At 41.6% G+C, this 20,629-nt stretch carries 17 protein-coding genes; 5 read left to right on the top strand and 12 right to left on the bottom strand.

Annotation, left to right across the window (positions count from 1 at the left end; all coding sequences use genetic code 11):
* Positions 1–86: 86 nt before the first annotated feature.
* The 6 genes from addA to P6709_RS16995 form a co-directional block, all read right to left on the bottom strand.
* Complete coding sequence (gene addA / locus P6709_RS17020) at positions 87–3,806, bottom strand: helicase-exonuclease AddAB subunit AddA (RefSeq protein ID WP_278242129.1); 3,720 nt, start codon at positions 3,804–3,806, stop codon at positions 87–89.
* The gene (addB, locus tag P6709_RS17015; protein ID WP_278242128.1) at positions 3,784–7,263 is read right to left on the bottom strand and encodes a helicase-exonuclease AddAB subunit AddB; all 3,480 of its coding nucleotides are present in this window, start codon (positions 7,261–7,263) and stop codon (positions 3,784–3,786) included. The genes addA and addB overlap by 23 nt, the downstream gene beginning before the upstream one ends.
* Before the next feature lie 66 nt (positions 7,264–7,329).
* Complete coding sequence (locus tag P6709_RS17010; RefSeq protein WP_278242127.1) at positions 7,330–7,875, bottom strand: GNAT family N-acetyltransferase; 546 nt, start codon at positions 7,873–7,875, stop codon at positions 7,330–7,332.
* A gap of 259 nt (positions 7,876–8,134) precedes the next feature.
* The gene (gene lepB, locus P6709_RS17005; protein ID WP_278242126.1) at positions 8,135–8,692 is read right to left on the bottom strand and encodes a signal peptidase I; all 558 of its coding nucleotides are present in this window, start codon (positions 8,690–8,692) and stop codon (positions 8,135–8,137) included.
* Entirely contained in the window at positions 8,647–9,360 is a 714-nt protein-coding gene (locus P6709_RS17000; protein ID WP_278242125.1) for a TVP38/TMEM64 family protein, read from the bottom strand. Before P6709_RS17000 ends, lepB begins: the two co-directional genes overlap by 46 nt.
* A 162-nt stretch (positions 9,361–9,522) precedes the next feature.
* Positions 9,523–11,511 carry a S9 family peptidase gene (locus P6709_RS16995; RefSeq protein ID WP_278242124.1) on the bottom strand — a complete coding sequence of 663 codons (1,989 nt, stop codon included), beginning with the start codon at positions 11,509–11,511 and terminating at the stop codon, positions 9,523–9,525.
* Positions 11,512–11,751: 240 nt separating this feature from the next.
* Here P6709_RS16995 and P6709_RS16990 point away from each other — a divergent pair, with 240 nt between their 5' ends.
* On the top strand, positions 11,752–12,165 hold the full coding sequence (locus P6709_RS16990) for a hypothetical protein (RefSeq protein ID WP_278242123.1): 414 nt from the start codon (positions 11,752–11,754) through the stop codon (positions 12,163–12,165).
* Position 12,166: 1 nt separating this feature from the next.
* On the opposite strand, the gene P6709_RS16985 is transcribed toward P6709_RS16990, so the two are convergent.
* A complete protein-coding gene (locus tag P6709_RS16985; protein ID WP_278242122.1) occupies positions 12,167–12,742 on the bottom strand; it encodes a competence protein ComK in 576 nt (191 codons plus the stop codon).
* A 209-nt stretch (positions 12,743–12,951) separates the two neighbouring features.
* Between P6709_RS16985 and P6709_RS16980 the strand changes: the two genes are divergently transcribed.
* Positions 12,952–13,191, top strand: coding sequence for an IDEAL domain-containing protein (locus P6709_RS16980; protein WP_041056801.1), 240 nt, complete (start codon positions 12,952–12,954; stop codon positions 13,189–13,191).
* A gap of 172 nt (positions 13,192–13,363) precedes the next feature.
* The gene (locus P6709_RS16975; protein ID WP_278242121.1) at positions 13,364–13,726 is read left to right on the top strand and encodes a hypothetical protein; all 363 of its coding nucleotides are present in this window, start codon (positions 13,364–13,366) and stop codon (positions 13,724–13,726) included.
* On the opposite strand, the gene P6709_RS16970 is transcribed toward P6709_RS16975, so the two are convergent.
* The 4 genes from P6709_RS16970 to P6709_RS16955 all read right to left on the bottom strand — a co-directional run bounded on the left by P6709_RS16970 (position 13,723) and on the right by P6709_RS16955 (position 16,136).
* Complete coding sequence (locus P6709_RS16970; RefSeq protein WP_278242120.1) at positions 13,723–14,115, bottom strand: thiol-disulfide oxidoreductase DCC family protein; 393 nt, start codon at positions 14,113–14,115, stop codon at positions 13,723–13,725. The two genes, P6709_RS16975 and P6709_RS16970, sit on opposite strands and share 4 nt — an antisense overlap.
* Positions 14,116–14,132: 17 nt before the next feature.
* Positions 14,133–14,945 (bottom strand): YihY/virulence factor BrkB family protein, encoded by an 813-nt coding sequence (locus P6709_RS16965; RefSeq protein WP_278242119.1) that lies wholly within the window; start codon positions 14,943–14,945, stop codon positions 14,133–14,135.
* A gap of 160 nt (positions 14,946–15,105) precedes the next feature.
* Positions 15,106–15,420: an AzlD domain-containing protein gene (locus tag P6709_RS16960; protein WP_278242118.1), complete on the bottom strand. Its 315-nt coding sequence runs from the start codon at positions 15,418–15,420 to the stop codon at positions 15,106–15,108.
* Positions 15,417–16,136: an AzlC family ABC transporter permease gene (locus P6709_RS16955; protein ID WP_278242117.1), complete on the bottom strand. Its 720-nt coding sequence runs from the start codon at positions 16,134–16,136 to the stop codon at positions 15,417–15,419. Before P6709_RS16955 ends, P6709_RS16960 begins: the two co-directional genes overlap by 4 nt.
* A 429-nt stretch (positions 16,137–16,565) precedes the next feature.
* Between P6709_RS16955 and P6709_RS16950 the strand changes: the two genes are divergently transcribed.
* Positions 16,566–17,651 carry a hypothetical protein gene (locus P6709_RS16950; protein WP_278242116.1) on the top strand — a complete coding sequence of 362 codons (1,086 nt, stop codon included), beginning with the start codon at positions 16,566–16,568 and terminating at the stop codon, positions 17,649–17,651.
* Between the two features lie 259 nt (positions 17,652–17,910).
* On the opposite strand, the gene P6709_RS16945 is transcribed toward P6709_RS16950, so the two are convergent.
* Positions 17,911–18,687: an enoyl-CoA hydratase-related protein gene (locus P6709_RS16945; protein ID WP_278242115.1), complete on the bottom strand. Its 777-nt coding sequence runs from the start codon at positions 18,685–18,687 to the stop codon at positions 17,911–17,913.
* A 162-nt stretch (positions 18,688–18,849) separates the two neighbouring features.
* Here P6709_RS16945 and P6709_RS16940 point away from each other — a divergent pair, with 162 nt between their 5' ends.
* On the top strand, positions 18,850–20,508 hold the full coding sequence (locus P6709_RS16940) for an ABC1 kinase family protein (protein ID WP_278242114.1): 1,659 nt from the start codon (positions 18,850–18,852) through the stop codon (positions 20,506–20,508).
* Positions 20,509–20,629 lie beyond the last annotated feature (121 nt).

The following is a 20,629-nucleotide window of genomic DNA, read 5'->3' as shown; positions in this document are numbered from 1 at the left end:
CAGGATGTCCGTTATGAACAGACACTCTGCAGCTTTTTACATGCGTTTTTTCATTTGCCTCAACTGACATTACATACACGATATTTTTATTGATTCATAGGTAAAATAGATCCACCGTCAAAGAAATATAAGATGGTTTCATCTATATTCTCATTCAATGTTTGCTCGAGTGCTAGTTTGTATAAGGAAAGCTGTGTACTGTATCTTCGCTGCATGACCCCTCTTGCCTGTTCAAAACCATTTTCAAAGCGGTCGGTTATGCGGTCTGTTTTATAATCAAGCAGGACCATCCCTTTCTCATCCTTAAACAGGCAGTCTACGACTCCCTGAATCAGTACATTGTCCTGCTGATCGGTTTGAGGAGACGGGAGACCTAATTCAGCTGCGCTCGCTACAAATGTAAATGGCATTTCCCGCCTGACAGTATGAGCGTTTAACAGTCGTATGCCGATGGAGGATTCAAAAAAAGAAAGAATCTGGTCAATATCTACAACTTGTCTCTGATCCGCCGTTAACAGTTCACGCCGAACGAGTTCATTTAAAAGTTCTTCAATTGAAGATCGTGCAGGTTTTTTATCTAACGGAACATGCTGCATGACCATATGCATAATGGTCCCTTTTTCAGCAGGTGTTATTTTCATTTCCTGCATAAACTTCGGACGATTAAATAATTTTTTGGAAGGTGCTCCGGTGAAATCAAACGCGCTTCGTTCATCCTGCACTTCATTCATTCGCTTAATTTCCGATACAGATTGCTTTGAACGCCGTTTAGTCGCTTGTTCAAAAGGATACTTCCAATTTAGCCTCTCTTTAATTTCTTCTGAAAGGTTTGTTTTAACCGGAACAGGCTGATGATCCTGGACATATTTAAGATAAACTGCGTCCTTTGTGATTGACTGCTCCGTTTTGTGAATACCTGATGCTTCTACGATATCAATGGACCAGTTTGACGGATCCTGCAGAAGACATTCAGGCTTTTTCAGCTGGATTTTTTCTGCATGAGGATGGCGGATAAGAGCGGGTCCAATCCAATCCATGTAGGATTTTGCAGCTTTTCTTGTATATTCGGGCAAGAGCCAATTTTTGTGATCTCCTGAAGCCTGCCAATTTTTCATTGACTTTGAGACATCTGACAACGTAGCGGACATATACATTTTTTCTTTGGCTCTCGTCATCGCAACATACAATACTCTCATTTCTTCCGCTAAATTTTCAAGCTTTTTCTTCTCTTTAAATGCAAGCTGAGGAAGCGTTTCATAGCTGATTCTTTTCTCAGGCTGAACATATGGCAGCGCCAGTCCAAGCTCTTTATCCAAAAAGAACTTGCCGCGAAGATCCATCTCATTAAACGGACGAGCCATACCGGAAAGAAAGACAATCGGAAACTCCAGTCCTTTGCTCGAGTGAATGGTCATAAGGCGTACAACGTCCTCCTGCTCACTTAAAGCGCGTGCAGCACCCAGATCATCTCCACGCTCTCTCATTCTCTCAACAAAGCGAAGAAATCGAAAAAGGCCGCGGAATGAGGTTGATTCATATTGTCTTGCCCGGTCGTATAAAGCGCGTAGATTCGCCTGACGCTGTTTCCCTCCTGGTGTACCACCTACGAAATCATAGAATTGCGTATCCCGGTACAGCTCCCAAACAAGTTCTGACATCGCTCCGTTTCTGGCCATGGACCTCCATTTTGAAAGCTGATGCATAAACCGTTCCAGCTTGTCATTCAGTTCTTCATCTTCCAGCTTGCCGCCAGTGAGTGTGAATGCCTGAACTGCATCCCAGTAAGTCCCTGAGGAAGCAGCTGTTCTGATATTCCCCAGTTGTTCTTCAGAGCATCTGACAATCGGAGACCGTAACACAGAAGCTAACGGAATATCCTGATGGGGATTATCAATTACTTTAAGAAGAGACACCATAATCGCTACTTCTGTCGCTTCAAAATAACCGTTAGAAATATTTGCATACAAAGGAATGCCGGCATGACGAAACTCATCCATAATATCAGGTGTCCACGTCATGGACCTTGATAAAATGACAATATCACGAAACTGCATTGGACGATAACGGTTCAATTTAGCATCATACACCTGCTGTCCTTCTTCAATCATTCTGCGAATCTCTTTGATCATGTGTCTTGCCTCAAGTCTGGACTTATCCAGCTCTTTTTCATCCATGGCATCTTCAGGCACCTCCCTTTCATTTTCGGGAGCGGCCTGGTCAATTAATGTAAGCTGGACGGATATTGTCTGGTCTTCCGGGTAAGAAGCTCCTTTTACAAGCTCCGCTTCTTTATTATAATCAATCTCTCCAACTTGCTGTCCCATCACTTGTCTAAACAGGAAATTCACCGCATCCAATACTTGGGGACGGCTTCTGAAGTTTTGGGATAAATCAATTTTCAACCCTGTTTCTTCACCTGAAAAAGCGGAATACTTTCGAAGAAACAAATTTGGCTCCGCAAGCCGGAAGCGGTAAATCGACTGCTTCACATCCCCTACCATAAACAGATTGCCATTTTTTTCAGATCCGGTTTTAACGAGCTGAAGAATTGTTTCCTGAACCATATTGGTATCCTGATATTCATCAACGAGTACCTCTTTAAATTTCTGCTGATAATGACGTGCTGCCTCTGACGGTTGAACCGGCTGTCCCGGCACTGAAGCAGGGTCCGATAAAATCGCCAGACAATAATGCTCAAGATCCGCAAAATCAACTAATCCTCTTTCTTCTTTCTCCTCTGAAAAACGCTGATTAAATTCCTTGACCAGTTCGACTAATTCCTTTAATTCCCCGGTCATCCTTCTCATATCCTCCAGGTAGCTTTGGGGACTTCTGATAAAAAAGGTGTCACGTATTGAATCCATCATTTTTTTTACCTGGTCACGCCATTTTTTCGTTTCCTCTAATCGTTCTTCATCAAACTCTGGTCCTTTGCAGCTTTTTAGTCTGCTGAAAGAAATCAGCTTGATCTGCTCATCCATTTCCGTCCACGTGGCAGCATTTTTTAAGTTTTCCAGTTGTGTCACATCATCCTGAAAATTTTCACCGCGAGGATAAGGTCCACCAGGCTGCATGCTTGCCTCCAGTGAACGTTTGCTCAGTTGAATGGCTCCTTCGATTTCCAAATGGATATGAAATAGAAGATAGTCGACCAAAGGATGCTCATTAATGTGGTAGTCCTCCGGTACGTTGTGAAGGTCAATAATCTGTTTGAGCCACTCATCCGGATTCGCATGTGAACGGGAAAAAGTATGAAGCTTTCGGACTAATTGATGCAGCGCATCATCACTCCGGTCGTTTGTTACCGACTCTGCCAAACCAATGAATGCATGAGAACTTTCCAGGTACTTTTTCTCAAGCAATTCCTCCAATACCTCATCTTTAAGCAGCTCGGCTTCAGTTTGATCAGCAATACGGAAGCCGGGGTCTATGTCGATTAAATAGTAATAGGTTCGAATCACGTCCAGACAAAAGGAATGCAGAGTCGAAATGGAGGCTTTGTTAATTAAGCTCATTTGCTGTCTTAAGTGATAGGAATCCGGAAATTCTTTTAACGCTCTCTCCAGTGTCTGACTTACTCTGTGTTTCATTTCCGCTGCAGAGGCATTCGTAAATGTCACAACAAGCAATTGATCAATATTAATTGGGTTGTCGTCCGTCAGTACCTTTTGAATGATCCGTTCAACTAAAACGGCCGTCTTTCCGGATCCAGCCGCAGCTGCCACCAGAATATCCTGGTCTTTGGCCCAAATTGCCTGCCATTGGTCATCTGTCCATATTGCTTCAGTCGGTTTTACCGGTATCAAGCTTCCACTCCTCCTCTCTCATACTCAATAATAAATCTTCGGGCTTTTTGGGCTTCAGCTGTCTGTACTCATTACCCTCCAGCGCTTCATCAAATTGACAGACAGAACGATACGAACAAAATTGGCACGGCGTCCTTTTTTTAAATTCATAGGGATCGATTTTTACATCTCCATCCATAATCCGATCTCCAGACGATTGAAAAAGGGTCCGCGTGTGCGTTCTCATTGCACCAAAATGTTCTCTGCTGGCCGTCTTTGAATCCGATCGCAGTGAGCCGTCTTTTTTAAATCCTGCTGAAATCACGGATGACTGCCCCTGTTCAAGAGTCTGATCCATCAGCCTGACTGCTTCTTCATCACCCAAAACGAGGCCCTTCATTTTGTATTGCTTAAGCAGTTCTTCTTCAATTTCATCCATTGTAAGGCGTTTTTTGCTTTTTATCAGTGGGTTATGAAGGTGGAAATACAAAATTCCTGCTGGATCTGCCTCCGCTTTAACCAGCTGCTTTGAATTAGACAAAGCGATATCAAGATAGGTCAGCATCTGAAGAGAAAGCCCATAATAGATTTCTGTAAAATCCAAGTCCCTCGCACTCGACTTGTAGTCAATTACACGCAAATATACTTTTTCATCTATACTTGCTGTATCCAGCCTGTCAATCCGTCCCTGCAGCTCCATCACAGCGCCATTGCTCAATGTGAATTTCAGCGGAGGCAGCTCCTGTCTGGGCCCAAATCCTACTTCAACGCCTATTGGTACAAATCCGCTTGACCTCGCATGCTCGCTTATAATATAAGAGGCCTGTCCAATGACCCCCTCAAGCTTCTTTGCAATATACTGGTAGCGGCTTGAACTTAACAGAACTTCATGCTGAAGCTTTGGAGCAAGGTGACGAACAGACTCCTCTGCCAGTTGAAAACACAATTCCTTTGTAACCTTTTTCCAATCTATTTTTCGAATGATTAATTGCTCGGAAATCCATTTAAGAGCTGCGTGAAAAAGCTCACCAATATTGGGCGCTTCCAGACGGTAGACACTTCGTTCCTTCAGCTTTAGCCCGTGACTGGCAAAATGAGAAAAAGCACAGCTGTTGAATTTCTCCATCCTTGAAACACTTGCAAGAATAGAAGAACCATAGAGCTCTTTAGTTGTTGAAGAATTCAATGTTTGTGTATTATTGCTGTAATATAGACTCGACAAAATTTTTCTGCTTGTCTGTTTCCATACATCATCCTGAACATAAAAGTTATAAACGTCCCACCATACACCCGCTATAGGATAATCACGTTTTAGCTGCTGAAGCTGCGTGGTCATGAAGGAAACTGCAGCTCCGGGATGAGAGATATAGTCAAGCTGTTTATCACCCGGCAATTCCACCGGATCATTGACCGCCATTTTTATAGTTGTATCCGGCAGCATCTCCTTCACCCTGTTAATATATGGGGAAGCAAGAAGAGCCTTTCCTTCTTCATCTGCGATCGGATAAGATATATAAAGGCCCTGGGAAGAAGCAGTAAACGCCCTGTAAGCAATAAATTCTTCATCCTGCAATCTGGTCCTGGCACTTGGTGCAACTCTCATACCTGAGCGCTCGAGCCAATCCCGGTCATCTTCCGCCAGGATTCCTTCATCTTGAATACGGGAGGGCATAACTCCGTCATTGACACCCGCAACAAACGTAATTTTAATATCCGGCAGTCTGGAGTTTTCCAAATCCGCAACAATCACATGATCTATCGAAGGAGGGACTAGCGAGAAATTCATTGATTCCAGACCCGCATCAAGCAAATCGACAAAATTCGCAGTGTCCATTGTTTCCTCCCCAAGCATTTCCACCATCTGATCCAGTAAATCCATAATTGCGTTCCATGCCTGGTCATGCTCCCTTGCTCTAAGTATGTCTCCTCGTTCTTCTGACAATAAAGACAGCTGTTCGAGCTTTTCAGGAATTTGCAATTCCTCTAAGAACTGATAAACAGACTGGCACTTATTTCTTGCAGTTTTGCTTCTTTCAAGCTTTTTTTGTAATCTTTGCATCGGTTCTATAATTAAATTTCTGGCTTCGTTTATCTCAATCTCTATATTCTCTTCATCTTTTGTCTGAGCAGTATCAACGAAGTCAAGACCTCTGAATCGGCGGTAATGAAATTTATCCTTTTTGGTCCACCTGTCCCCGTGGATTCCATGCGCGAGAACATAATTCTCCAAACGGTCCATCTGCTGCCGGACTTTAAACCCTCTAGTTAAATCAGGAAAAAAGAGCTCTGTTTTCACTGCACGAAAAACAGATTCATACCGCCAGTTTTTGACCACGATTTCCAGGGTGGAACGAATAAATTCTACAAGAGGATGATTAAGCATCGTTCTTTTTTCGTCAATAAAAAACGGGATATCATAATCGTGAAAAATGGGCTCAATTAATTCATGATAAGCGTGGCCGTTGCGAATTAATACGGCAATATCTTTATAACGCATGCCTTCTTCCCGGGCTTTCAGTCTTATTTCCCGGGCAATGCTTTCCACTTCTGCGCGGCGGTTGGCCGCCTCAGTAATGACGACATCTGTACCGGCCTTTACAGCTGATCCTCTTTCTTGAAAATTTGCTTCTAAGAATGCGAGATCCGGTGATTCATAACGGTTTTTTTTCTTTTCATGCTCCACGTTCACGGGAATCTTCTTTTTTGCTGACAGTTCTTTTAATTGAAGAAACGTTTCATTTGTTTGACGGAATAGTGCTGTATTCGTTTGAGGCTCATCCATTGTTAATGAAACAGTCACATTTTTTCCATTTTCTATAAGTTCACCGAGCACTAAAAGTTCCTGGGGGGTAAAACTGTGAAATCCATCTATATAAATTTCCGCCTCGCTAATCCAGGAAGAACGTGCTATGTTTTCCGCAAGCAATCGAAAATAATCCTCTGCATCAATGTACTTTCCAAGCAGCTGATCATCAAAATTACGATAAATTTTTTCAAGATCCTGAAGCTTATCTACGAGAGATTTAGGTGCATTCTCAGCACTCAGGTCAGCTGCCTGTTGAAGTAAATCCTCCGGCTGTATACAATACCTTCTGAATTCCGTAATCAACGATTCAACATGCTGAATAAAACCGTGCTTTGAAGCAGCCCGGCTAAACAGATTTAATTCATCTTTTTGTTCAATGATAATTTTTCGAATCAGCATATTGATCCCGATTTGATTGACATACTGCCTTGCAGCCCCGCCTGTTTCATGAAGAATCCGCCAGGCCAGCCTGGTAAAGCTGAAAACCTGAGCGCGCACCATCCCTGCCGCTTCAGAAGCAAGACGGTATTCAGATTGAAATGTCATTTGTTCAGGAACCAGTAAAACGAGAGGATGCCCGTCAGGTTCCTTCTTTAATTTTTGCTGAATATCCTGCATCATAGCAGATGTTTTACCAGAGCCAGAGCGGCCCACTTTGATCGTAACAGTCACTTATGCCCCTCCCGCCGTTTTTTCTTATTATACCAGTAACGAAACATACGTTCTATTTATTAATACTTATATGGAACCTTCAAAAGGATCTTTCCATTCTGATTTAAGCAACCCGAATAAAATCATATCGTGCTTTTTGCCGTTTCTTTCAATAAACTCCCTGTATACACCTTCTCGGGTAAAACCGAGTGCCGCATATAAACGGACAGCTGGTTCGTTATAAGAGAAAACAGTCAGCTGAAGTCTGTTCAAATTCAGTTCCAAAAAAGCATAGCGCATGCACGACTCCATTGCTTCTCTTCCGTATCCTTTGCCCCAATGAGCTTTTTCTCCAATAGCGATCGAGACCCACGCATTACGATGGTTCCACAGAATCCCATCCAGTTCTACAAATCCAATCAGCTCGTTTCCCTGTTTAAGCCTTATGCCAAAACGCTGAGAATAGGCATCTTTCCCGTCCCACCAATCCTTCAGCTCCTGAACGGTTTGAAAACGATATGGCTTGGCATCCAATCTTCTAACCAATGACTCATGCAAATACCAACTCGACATCTTCTCAAACTCTTCCTCATAAACAGGACCCAGCCAAATATTTTCATTCGTCAGCAACATCCCAAATCCCCCCTTACCAAACTATTCTAGACAAAAACCAACAAAACCTCCAATTAAATTAAATGCGGAAGGCGCTCGTCCAGCTCCGACAAGCATAAGACGACCTGCACGAATAGGCGCTTTTTGCCTGCATGGTGGAGCGGCTTACGATCCGAGGAGCTGCCCGCTGGAGCTAGATACCATTAAATGTGGAAGCGGGCGTTTAGGGGCGACAAGCAAAGAAGAATCAAAATAAAAAAGACCAGTCTCAGACCAGTCTCTATTCATAAAATGTCATATTCATCTCGTTTAAAGGCCAATAGCGTAAATTCACTTTTCCAACTACTGTGTCCTGCTCCACAAAGCCAAAAATCCGGCTATCGAGGCTTTCCTTGCGATTATCACCAAGGACAAAGATCATACCTTCCGGAACTTCCGTTTCATCTGTAAGCTCTTCGAGTGTAAAATTCCCAGTCAGTCTTTCGTCAGATCCCTGCTCACGAAACTCATCCAAATAAGGTTCATCATACGCTTCTCCATTAATATATAATTGGTCGTCAACGTATGAAACTTCATCTCCTGGAAGACCAATTACCCGTTTCACATAATCTTCATCTTCGCTGGCATGAAAAACAATTACGTCAAAACGTTCAAGCTCGCCCAGCTGATAGCCTATTTTATTCACAACAAGCTTATTTCCATCTTCAAGGGTCGGCTGCATTGAGACGCCTTCAACTACGTAATTTGAAAACAGAAATACTCTAACGATTAAAACAATAATAATTCCTACCGCTAGTGCTTTGATCCATTCGAAGCCTTCTTTCTTCCATGAGTCCATTTAGTCTCCAACCTTTCAATCTTCACAGACTTCCCATCATCATCTTGCTTTTCATAAATAATTATATCACGTTCCATTTTTTTATTTATTCTTGCTTCGACTTTTTTTCCTACCAGCCATAATACTATAATAACAGCCAAAACAATTCCTGTCTTTGCAGGCTGCCTGATTAATGAAACAATGTCTGCTCCTATGAAGGAAATAGTGGAAATCATCACTAGTTTCCCTGTGACAACAGCAAGCATATACTGAAAAATGCTGATTCTTGATAACCCTGCTACTACATTAACCAGGGCTGATGGAGTAAAGGGAAAGCACAATAGTAGAAAAAGCGGACCAAATCCGTGCCGTTCAACCCATGTAGTAAGTTTTTTTACTTGTTTTTGATTTCGTAAAAAGGCCAAAAACCGCTTGTCTCCAAACCTTCTAATTAGAATAAAAACAAGCAAAGCTCCGATACTCGCTCCGGCCCATGAAAGTAAAATACCTCCGAGAAGACCATATGCGTTGGCATTTGCAACCACAAAAACAACTAAAGGCAAAAACGGAAGGAATGCCTCTATAATGGGCAGCAGCAAACCTAAAAGCGGTCCAAACGAGCGGTATTCACCTATCACTTCACGAAGATTTTCAACCGTTAACCATGCTTCAACCGTTTCAAACGTCATTTGAATGCTCCTCAAATTAAAATCACCGGGATAGATACGCTTAGCATTTTCAGTATAGCATAATTTCTTTTTTATACTGCATTTGGTGTGTACTCATTTTTCCCTTATTTTTCTGCAATTAAACAAAGGGTCTGCACCTTTTAGCGCAGACCCTTAATGTTTTTATAAATATTTTGCAAACCAGTCGGTTACATGGTTCAAACGTTCAATTCTCAATTTGGGTTTACCTGTTCTTGAAAGATTATGATCAGATTCAGGGAAGCGGATCAGTGTTGCTGTCTTTTCCTGTTTTTTAAGAGCAATATACAACTGCTCTGCCTGTTCGATTGGACAGCGATAGTCTTTTTCGCTGTGCATAATAAGCAATGGTGTATTTATCGAATTAACATAGGCAAGAGGAGAATGCTTCCAAAGCGTATCTATGTCGTTTAAATCAGCCTGAATTTGCCATTCACTGAAGTAGTACCCTATGTCACTTACTCCATAAAAACTGATCCAATTGCTTATGCAGCGCTGAGTTACTGCTGCTTTAAAACGATCCGTATGCCCCACAATCCAGTTTGTCATAAAACCGCCATAACTTCCTCCAGTAACACCGAGTCGATTTTCGTCAATAAAATCGTATTCTTCTATTACATAGTCAACTGCTGCCATTAAGTCAGCATAATCATTTCCTCCATAATCCCCACGGACTGCATTTACAAATTTCTGTCCATAGCCATGGCTTCCTCTTGGGTTCACGAAAACAACTGCATATCCCTGAGCTGCGAGCAGCTGCATTTCGTGAAAGAAGGAATGGGCATACATAGCATGCGGGCCGCCATGAATTTCAAGAATTAAAGGATAGTTCTCTCCTTCAGTAAATCCGGCAGGCCGCAGCAGCCAGCCATGAACGTCCCAATCATCAGCACCCTTGCAAAAAAATGATTCGGGCTGAACTATTTCTACATTATCAATATACTCTTTATTAACATTCGTCACTTGAGTATTTTTCCCTGTCGGAATATGCAGCACGTGCAAATCACCGGGATTTGTTTGTGTGCTTATGGCTGCAATCACCTGCTGGGAGCTGCCATGAACGTCAAAACCATATATATGGTGATCTCCGTCTAATGCCGGGTATACTTCCCCTTTTATTGATCCGTAATAAAGAGATACACTGCCTTGATCACTCATAACAAAATAAAAGCTTTCATTGTCATTCCAAACTGTGCTTTGCATCACGGCTCCCTGCTGAATATCTGCTACTGCGAAGTCACCTACAGGAGCATCAATGCCTGCAGTAATACATTGGCTGTCACCGTTTGCAGAATCAAAAACCCAGAGCTTTGCGTGAGTGGCATTTTCATACGTTCTCTCCGTTGCCACATACGCTAGTTTTTCTCCATCCGGAGACCAGGAAGCCCCTACGATGTATCCCTCGTTTGTTTTAATTTTATCCCGTGTAAGATCTTTCAATGAAAAAAGATATAATTCACTATTAAACGAGAAATCCTTATTGTCTGCTTCATCATTAGTTGAGTACGCTATTTTTTCTCCATCCGGAGACCAGTCAAGAATCGTATAACTATTGTCCCCTTCAGTAATTTGCTTAACTTCATTTACAGACAAATCCAGAATCGCTATATGCTGCTCCTTTTCTTCCAATAAACCGGACCCATCCGCTTTATATTTCATCGTGCTTGTAACGAAAACGTTTAAATCATTTTTGCTATTCTCTTCCCTATTATCATCCCCAGGAATTGTCTCACCTTTTTTCAATGAAGTGGTAAAAGCAATTTTTGTACTGCAGGGGGACCAGATGGGGTGGGAGGCACCGTGTTCAGCCTTGGTTAGCTGCTTTGCCTCTCCTCCCGATTTTGATAAAAGATAGAGCTGGTTTTTCCCGCTTCGATTGGAAACGAATACTACATTATCACCATCCGGCGACCACCTTGGCGAAGAGACTCTTTCGTCGCCATATGTCCATTGTGAGAGTTTTCCATCTGAAACATTCATGTGATATAAGTGTGATACATATGTATGCTCATCTGAATCAATATGTGTTTTTACAAAGATGACTTCCTGTCCGTCAGGAGACCACCTTGGATCTGTCGCTGAATGAATTGCATATAAATCCTCTGCTGTTACGTTCTTTTTTTCCGTCACCATTACCCCTCCACATTCTGCTGCTATTTCGTTATACAAAATAATCTGCAAGTTCTATTATCAGATTTTTTTGTAAATAATGCAAATAGTAAAGCTGCCTCTGACATGGTACGTATAAAATATCCGTGTTGACGAACGCTGCTCTGACAAATGATCTGAAGAAAAAAATTCCTGTTGTAAGTTCTAAAAATGTGTGTAGAATAATATATACGAACATATGTTCTTTTTTGGAGGAGATTCATTATGACGAGAATACCAGCTGAGGATCGTGACTTACTGGAAAATGCTTTTTACTTTCCCATGCTTTTAACCGTTTTGGAACGGGATCGTCAACTGATTGAGCAAAGCAGTTTTAAACTTAAAAAACCTTATCTTGAAATTATTGAAGCTGCAATGAAAGCGGCACAGATGGATTTGGCAGCTGTTAAGAAAAAAATGAAAATGAAAAACATGAAGGTGGTTAAGCTGGGTTCGGACGAAGCCTTTACTTCTTATTTATTCATCTATAGAGGATACGAGGAAAGACATAATTATTTTAACCCCAGGCTGCGGAATCATACGGAAAATCTGCTCCGTTTCTATCTTTTGGAAAGGTTAAACACGAAGATGGAAGAACAAAAATTGCCTCCATCTGCCGGCATAACCTTTCAGAATTAATTTACACCCGATTACGTTCAATGCGATTCAAATATTCCATAATCATTAATCGGTTTGCCTGACGCTCAACAGTGTACTCAGGCTCCGTTTTTTCTCTTATTTCATCCAGGTTAAGCTGAGCCTTGCAAAACAGATGAGACGCTTTATAATACTGCTGAACAAAGGATTGGTATGAAACGGGAAGATTTCTTTCACTTCCATCTATAAATAAAACTTTGGTATAATTCCCCTGGCACGCCTGCTGATCATGTGTATGCTTAAGTGAAACCCAGTGATTATGCGGATTTGTATCCGAATGTGTAGAATAAAAATACACGCCAGTAACGGGGTCTATTACAATAGGAGGCTTGTGGCGAATATTTGTCAGAGACTTTGTCGATAATTTCCGGCCTTCATATGAAGACAAAAAATAGAGGCAGGAAGACTGTATGATCTCCTGAGGCTGTTTTTCTGCAATAATAGGCTCGGCATTCTTTTCATATATTATCGTTTTCTTTTCCTTTCCCTCTATCCAAGGCTCGAGCAGCATCGTATGTGTATGGATTATGTAAGAGTCAACGCGTTTAAAATCTTCCATTTAATCACTCCCTTTTATTATTATGGAATAATAATATCGATTTAGTCGACGCTTGTATATATGAAATTACATTTTTTTATATTTTTACAAAACTATAGAACTACATTTACAATTGATACATAAGAATCACTGCAAAAAGAAAAGTATTTAATGGTTGAAATATTTCTGATTATTCACTATAATGAAAAAAAGTAGCAGAGGTGATGAAGATGGAAAATAACAAGTCGTTCGCAGAATTCATGAATGAGTCAACCGTCCCTCAAAAACAATCAAGTGAAATGACGATGATGGAGATATACGTTGATATGGTTCTCAACGAGATATTGATCAGGCATCGCAAAGAAAAACTGTTAATCGCGATTAATGACGCATTGGATCAAAAAGATCAAAAAGCGTTCATGGAATACTCGAAAGAACTGAATACTTTAAAGGACACACACGGTGTGTAAAGATTGAACCCCCTCCCTTCAAAATAAATACAGCAAAGGAGGGGGTTCAGTATATTTAATTTTCACTGGTGTTTTAATTTCAATAAATCGTCATCGATTATGGTAGCATTGGCCTCTTGAATCATGAATAATAGGTTTATACACTATATTCTTCAAGGCAAGGGGTCTGTTCATGAACCATTACGAATTAAATTCTGTATTTTTAGCCATCCTCGAATGGGGATATGTAGCGGTTGCAGCTGGAATCATTCTATTTACTTTGTGGTCAGTTAAAAAATATCCTGAACTGAAAACAATCCTTTTATGGCTGGTCATTCATCTGTTTTTAATGATTGGCGCTCATTTATTGTTTTGGATGGGATTGGGAAACCAATCAGATGGACTTACACCGATCGATAATGCGGTTGATCAAATCCACTTCCTTATGGGTGTTGCGGGTCTATTATGGTTAATGGGAATGCTGTGTCTTGTGCTTTGCATTCAGCTTTTAAAAGACCGTTTTTCTGCAAAATTAAAAAAGAGCGGAGAGGGCTAATCCAAAAGCCTTCTTCGCTCTTCTTTTGTAGGAAGATCACATTGCTCTTTTCTGCCAAACCAATGAAACCGATTACGTGCAATAAAGTCGTAGACAAGATCTCTCAGAGGCCTTGGAATCATCAAACCCAATGAAAGATAGCGTACGGGTCCCTCAAGCTCCCTGCAAATACGAAGGGCAGCTGTCGATTTACTCCACATCTGATCATTCTCAACCAAAAGAACAGAATCAATCATAGGATCTGATCTATAGGTTTTTGTCAGTTTGCGGCCGATATCCCCTTGTAGAGAAGCAAACTTAAACTTTCCTGAGGGATCCCGCTTCATAATAAATTGAATACTCCAGTTGCATACATGACAATCCCCATCAAACAGCACAATAGCTGACATTTCTCTTCCCCCTTGCTTTAGTGACTCTTATGTTCAATTGAATAGGCGTTTAATAAGCCTCCAAATAATAAAATGAAGGCAGTTAGATAAAACCATACGAGAAGCACGATAACAGAACCCAGCTGTCCATATAATTGAGTATAATTTCCATAACCTACATACAGAGAAAATGCTTCAGATATCCCCTGCCAGCCAATTGTAACAAATAAAGCACCCGGAATTACAGATTTCCAGCCTAATTTCCGGCTGGGCAAGTAGCGGTAAAGCAGCCAGAAAAACAAAAATAAAATAAGCGAGCCAAGTCCCCATCTGATCGGGCCCCATAATGACAGCCAATCAACCTGCAGCCAGACAGCATTTTCCGCCAAACGCCGAACAAATTTCTCCAGTATAGGTATTAAAATGGTCAATGGCAGCACAAAAATCAAACCTACAGTTAAAAAGAAGTCACTGAACAACCCTTTTAAAAAATGCTTCTCCCTTTTTATTTGATAGGTATCATTTAGTGAGCGGACAAGTGACTGAATGGCCATTGAGGACAGCCAGAAAGTAGATATGGCGCTTATCGAGAGAATTTGACCCTGTCCGGAGTCAAGGATAGATGACAAATTAGATTCGATCAGATCATATGTACTTGGCGGAGCATATGGCTGAATTACGGCAATCAATTCATCTGACCGAATCGGAAAAAAACTTGCAATAGACATAACCATAAAGAGGAATGGGAAAATTGACAGCATAAAATAGTAGGCTGTTTGAGCCGATTGATCATAAAATCCTTCTTTAAAAAAACGCTTCAAGGCATAGATAAAGCGGTCTGCTATCTCCATTTAATTCCCTGCCTTCTCTGATTTCTTTCATCCATCTGCCTGTTTTTTACAAAAGCAAAAAAGAGCAGATGATCATGTATATGGATTCTTCCACATACTATACCATTCTACTCCTTCTTCCCGCCATTTCAGGTTGGTTCAAACGAAATCCCGGCTCCCCTTAAAATGAAAAAATAGCCAGATAACCTGAAAGGATGATAATTGATCCAATGACCACGATCATAACATTAGCTCCAGCCAATGCCAGCGCAAATGCAGCAAAGGCCCCCACCAGCCCAAACCAGACATCGCCTTCCCTGATAAGAAGAATTCCTGGAAATATTAATGCACCTAATACAGCATACGGAATACTGCTTAAAAAAGACTGGATAAATGGGGGCAGATCCTTTCCTTCCAAAATAGTTAAAGGAAGCACACGGGGAATATAAGTTACAACCGCCATTCCTGCAATTAATATGAGCATCTGCCAATTCATTTAACTCCCGCCTTCCTCTTAAGTAAGATTGCTGTCTCGACTGCAGCAGCAGAGAGTATAGTAGAAATAATAATTGCCCACCCGGTTTCCATTGAATCCGTAAGAATCAAAGCACTGTTAATGCAGCCTGCGATCAGGGCCAGATATAGGACCTTGATACTCTTTTTGAGAGAAGGCATCAGAAGACCCACAAACATTGCATACAGAGCTATGGACATGGCTGCTTGAAGGAAATCCGGCAGACTTGCGCCGATTAAATGGCCTGCACCTGTGTTTAAGACCCAGCTTCCATAGGCAACCAACATAACACCAAGTGCGTATGAAGCAGAAGATTTCCCATTTCTAGTAGCAATAACCGAGAACGTTTCATCTGTAATCCCAAACGCGTATAAAGATTTTGTTCTTTTTGGTGCGTCGTCCATCTTTTCATTTAAGGAAGCAGACATTAAAAAATGACGGATGTTTACAATAAAAGTATTAAAGATAATGACACCGATCCCAACCCCGCCTGCAATTAAAGATAAAGATATGTATTGAGCTGCCCCCGCAAAAACAAGCATACTCATTAAAATGGCTTCTAGCAGCGTAAGCCCGGTTGTTTTAGCAAGCAATCCAAATGTTAAAGCAACCGGGACATACCCTACTGCAATGCTCATGCCTGCCTGAATTCCTTTTTTTAAATCAGATTGAATAGATTGTACTGCGGTTTGCTGCATGTTATTCCCCTGCCTTTATACAGAAAGTTAAGTATAATCTTCAATTCTTACAGACACTTATTTCAGACGTTCCTAAGATTGATTACTATAGTATATAAATACGTGCAGGAACAAACAATGGATGGAGCGAAAAAATCATAAACTGCCCCAGCCTCAGCTCAGATGACGGATTAAATTATATAGTCATTTGCAGTCAATCGGCAATTTAAAGAAATGATAGAGAGTGGGTTTTTTGAGTCTCTTACCTTATTATAAATAGTAAAAAAAGTTTTGAATAGCAGGTTCAGATTCATTATATTAAATAATTTAAAGCCATTATGTTTCCGTTTCAATCTGATTACAACTGTCTAACCTGGAGAAAATTGTGTTAGGATTACTTCTAGCTTGTCCCTGTATACCAATCTTTTCATTTAAAAGGGAGTGGAAAACATGACGAAGAAAAACACGCAGCTGTTCGCAGCGCTTTTAGTTATACTGCTTTTAGGAGCATGCACTCCACAGAGTTCCGAAGAGGAAGCAGAAGAAGCACCGGAAAAAGAAGAGGAAACACAGCCTGAGGAGAAGAAGGAGCCCGAGGCACCTTACCAGGCCTTAGCACCCTCTGAAGAAGCTGTTCCCTTAAGTGAAAGTTTATCCCAAGAAGAGCAAAATAATATGCCGGAGCAGCAGATGGCGCTTGGCGGCGACCCTGCCCGTTCAATTCCAGCTGGTGAAACACTTGCGAAGGATATAGAGGATCAGACAGACGGACCGCTGAAGGATCACCGGCTCGTTGCTTACTATGGCACGCCTCAATCTGAAAACATGGGAATTCTCGGGACACTTGAGCCAGAGGAGTTTATGAAGAAGCTGAAAGAACAGACCCAGGCTTACTCGGATGCAGATCCGGACAGGCCGGCGATTCCAACTATTGAACTGATAACGACGATGGCTCAGCGTGATCCAGGTCCCAATGGAACGTACGTCAGCCAGCTTCCTGATGACAGAATCGAGGAGTATGTAAATCTGGCAGAGAAGCACGATGCGATTGTCCTTCTTGATATCCAACTCGGAACAGATACCGTAATGAACCAGGTAAAGAGCATTGAAAAATGGCTTAAACATCCACATGTTCATCTGGCGATCGATACGGAATTCCAGGTGGGTGAAGGCGAAGTACCTGGTGAAGACCTCGGACAGGTTAACGGCCAGGAAGTTCAAGAAGCCGTTAAATACCTGTCCAAGCTGACTGAGGAAAACAATCTGCCTGATAAGTTCTTACTCGTTCACCAGTTCACGGAGCATGTGCTGACAAATAAAGATGCCATTCAGCCAACCGAAAACGTCGAAGTTGCACTTAATTTTGACGGTTGGGGAAATTCAACCGATAAAATGTCGCTCTATAAAAAGTATGTTCGTGATGATCCTTTCCAATATGGAGGTTTTAAGGTTTTTTACGATAAAGACGAACCTGTCATGACGCCCGAAGAAGTGGTTAAACTCGAACCAAGCCCCGCAATTGTAAATTATCAATAGAAAACGAGAGCCTGAGACACCGTCTCAGGCTCTTTTGCCGGTTCACTTGGCTGCAGGCGGACGCTTTTCGCAGAAGTCCGCGCCGCTTTACTCCCCTCATAGAAATAATAGATCCTTCCTTTAAAATTTTTTGTAATGTCAGGACCTCCGAACACCAGCCTTTCGACTAAAAAATACGATAAATGAGGAAGTTAAATAAAAATTTTCTCTATAATAAGCACCCCTATCGAAAGTAGAAAACTTCCTTGAACCCCTTGTGCTATTCTCCTAGAAAATTCGGCTTTCTTTTTTCACTGAATGCGAGCAGTGCTTCCATTCTATCCTTCGTCGGGATTGTTAGTTCATAAGCTTTACGCTCGATTTGAAGACCTGTTTGAAGATCCGCTTTCATGCCGGTTTTTACCGCATATTTCGCCTGAATTAAAGCGACCGGTCCATTTGCGAGAATGGCCTCAGCCAGATTCATTACTTCATCCCAAAATAACTCTCCCGCTGCTGTTTTTGTAACAAGGCCCGCCTGCAAAGCCTCTTGAGCTGTTAAACGTTTTGCAGTTAAAATAAGCTCAAGTGCTTTAGACTCCCCGACTAACCGCGGCAGACGCTGTGTCCCCCCTGCTCCTGGAATAATAGCCAGACTCGTTTCTGTAAGGCCCATTAAAGCATTTTCTTGTGCAATTCTAAAATCACATGCTAAAGCAAGCTCCATTCCCCCGCCGAATGCGTGACCATTCATTGCCGCAATGGTCGGCTGCGGAAGAGAATCGACTGCATTAAATACTTCTCCAATTTTGTATACATTTCTTCTTACCTGCTGTTCGTTCAAGGTTTTTCTTTCTTTTAAATCAGCCCCTACACTAAATGCTTTTTGACCCCCTCCTGTAAAAATAACTGTACGAATTTCAGGATTCAGTTTAATTGATTCCACTGTCTCCTCCAGGTCAGCCAGCATGTCCCAGTTAAATGCATTCATAGCTTCCGGACGGTTTAGTGTGACAACCGCCAGATGTTTTTTTTGTTCTAGTAAAATGGTTTTCATATGTATGACCTCTCCCTTAATCAACCAGAGTGTAAACCCTTACATTTTTAAATTGTATCACCTCTTCCTCTCTGTTGCACATGACCATTCGTTTAAGTTAATTGAAAGAGTGGTAATTATTTTATACGCATCAAGAAAAAACACATAAATAGACAGCTAGGGGTGTTTAACACGAAAAACCTTGCCATATACCGTATTTATAAAATTGTCTGGATGTCTACTAAGTTTTTCCTTCAAATTTATTGGTTTCAAAAAAGATATAAAGGCAGCTGGAACTCGAATGTAGAAGAAAAATGGTCACGTTTAACCGGAAGACAGGCAAGAGAATACAAAAAGCTTGCTTTAAAGCTTGAAGGGCTCATGATAAAGCTTGGGCAATTCTTATCAACGAGGGCAGATATAATGCCAAAATCCTTTATTAATGAGCTGGATGGACTAACAGACCGGGTTCCGCCTGTGCCATGGGAAAAAGCAAAAAGAGTGATGGAAAGTGAATGGAACACGGATACTTCAAGTATTGTTAAGTCGATATCTGATGTTCCTGTGGCATCTGCTTCTATTGGAGACGTCTACAAAGCAACGCTCCATAACGGTGACACTGTCGCGGTAAAGGTACAAAGACCGGGGATTGAAACGATTATACGTACAGATTTTAAGGCAGTGAAAATCGTCAGCTGGCTGGCTCAAAAGTTTACCTCATTTGGCAAGCAAATTGATTTAAATGCCTTATACAGGGAAATGACAACCGTCATAGGAGAAGAGCTTAACTTTCGTCAGGAGCTGCAAAATGGCGAAACGTTCAGAGAGCGGTTCAATCATCAGCCCGGCATCAGTATACCGTTTTATTATACCGACTTTACTACTCGCCGGGTGCTGGTTATGGAATGGATTGAAGGCGCAAAAATTAATGATCAGAACTTTTTACAGGAAGCCCAGATCGACCGCTCTGATTTGGCTGACCGCCTCCTTCAGCTTTTTATTGAGCAGCTATTAAATGAAGGGCTTTTTCATGCAGACCCTCACAGCGGCAATATCTTAATTAAAAAAGATGGAACGATCGTATTAATTGATTTTGGAATGGTAGGATTGATTCGAAATAAAGATGCACAGGCTGTCCAGCTTGCAGTAGAGGGGATTATCTTTGAGCGGTATGACGATGTCATTCAGGCATTGGAATCGCTGCGCTTTTTACTGCCGCATGCGGACAAGGAAATCTTAACGGAAGTAATTGAGCGTGTAGTAAGACTTTATAAAAGCAATGAATGGCAGGATGGAGACAGCTTTTTAATGGATCGATTACTCGAAGATATTCAGGAAATTGTAAGGTCTCAGCCTATTCAGCTGCCAAGCGAGTTTGCTTTTTTCGGAAGAGCAATTTCAACATTTACCGGTGTCATCTACAGTATTTATCCTGATGCCGATTTTATTGAAATGGCCCGCCCAACTGTTCTTGGATGGGTGACTGGAAGAAATGAAGAAAAAGATTCATCAAAAGAGCTGCTTAAAACGGCTCAGCGCTACTTCCAGCCTTTATTAAGCACTCCTTACAAACTGCAGGAAACGTTAGAAGAACCAAAAAGATACCGCAGAATGGTGCAAAACAAACATAAACAGGAACAATTACTGAATAACTGGATTACACAGCGAAAAGATATTGCCTTTATAACGGCTATCCCTTTTGTGGGTCTTCACGGAGCGGTTTGGTTTTCAGAATGGATTATTGCAAGCGGAACCGGCGTATTGGTTTTAGCCGGATCGTGGCGCTATATGGTGCTTTCCCGAAGAATTAAAAAAGAACTGGATGAAGAAAAACGTTCATGACGAGGCATAATGAGGTTAGGATAAAACTCAAAAAAGTTCAAAAATGAGGATACACTTATTAATAGTAATTGGAGAGCGAAGGGGAAGGTGGCGACAGCAGGATATGATGGGTGCTTGAGAC

The organism is Jeotgalibacillus sp. ET6, from assembly GCF_029667115.1.
GTDB lineage: Bacteria > Bacillota > Bacilli > Bacillales > Jeotgalibacillaceae > Jeotgalibacillus.
This window is presented reverse-complemented; position numbering and strand designations above follow the sequence as displayed.

What these genes read in the sequence shown, in the direction of transcription:
- P6709_RS17010 (WP_278242127.1), bottom strand. Translation starts at nt 7,875, where the DNA reads ATGTTGCTGACGAATGAAAATATTTGGCTGGGTCCTGTTTATGAGGAA.
- P6709_RS16975 (WP_278242121.1), top strand. Translation starts at nt 13,364, where the DNA reads ATGAACCATTACGAATTAAATTCTGTATTTTTAGCCATCCTCGAATGG.
- P6709_RS16980 (WP_041056801.1), top strand. Translation starts at nt 12,952, where the DNA reads ATGGAAAATAACAAGTCGTTCGCAGAATTCATGAATGAGTCAACCGTC.
- P6709_RS16960 (WP_278242118.1), bottom strand. Translation starts at nt 15,420, where the DNA reads ATGAATTGGCAGATGCTCATATTAATTGCAGGAATGGCGGTTGTAACT.
- P6709_RS16945 (WP_278242115.1), bottom strand. Translation starts at nt 18,687, where the DNA reads ATGAAAACCATTTTACTAGAACAAAAAAAACATCTGGCGGTTGTCACA.
- P6709_RS16965 (WP_278242119.1), bottom strand. Translation starts at nt 14,945, where the DNA reads ATGGAGATAGCAGACCGCTTTATCTATGCCTTGAAGCGTTTTTTTAAA.
- lepB (WP_278242126.1), bottom strand. Translation starts at nt 8,692, where the DNA reads ATGGACTCATGGAAGAAAGAAGGCTTCGAATGGATCAAAGCACTAGCG.
- P6709_RS17000 (WP_278242125.1), bottom strand. Translation starts at nt 9,360, where the DNA reads ATGACGTTTGAAACGGTTGAAGCATGGTTAACGGTTGAAAATCTTCGT.
- P6709_RS16995 (WP_278242124.1), bottom strand. Translation starts at nt 11,511, where the DNA reads ATGGTGACGGAAAAAAAGAACGTAACAGCAGAGGATTTATATGCAATT.
- P6709_RS16970 (WP_278242120.1), bottom strand. Translation starts at nt 14,115, where the DNA reads ATGTCAGCTATTGTGCTGTTTGATGGGGATTGTCATGTATGCAACTGG.
- P6709_RS16950 (WP_278242116.1), top strand. Translation starts at nt 16,566, where the DNA reads ATGACGAAGAAAAACACGCAGCTGTTCGCAGCGCTTTTAGTTATACTG.
- P6709_RS16990 (WP_278242123.1), top strand. Translation starts at nt 11,752, where the DNA reads ATGACGAGAATACCAGCTGAGGATCGTGACTTACTGGAAAATGCTTTT.
- P6709_RS16985 (WP_278242122.1), bottom strand. Translation starts at nt 12,742, where the DNA reads ATGGAAGATTTTAAACGCGTTGACTCTTACATAATCCATACACATACG.
- P6709_RS16955 (WP_278242117.1), bottom strand. Translation starts at nt 16,136, where the DNA reads ATGCAGCAAACCGCAGTACAATCTATTCAATCTGATTTAAAAAAAGGA.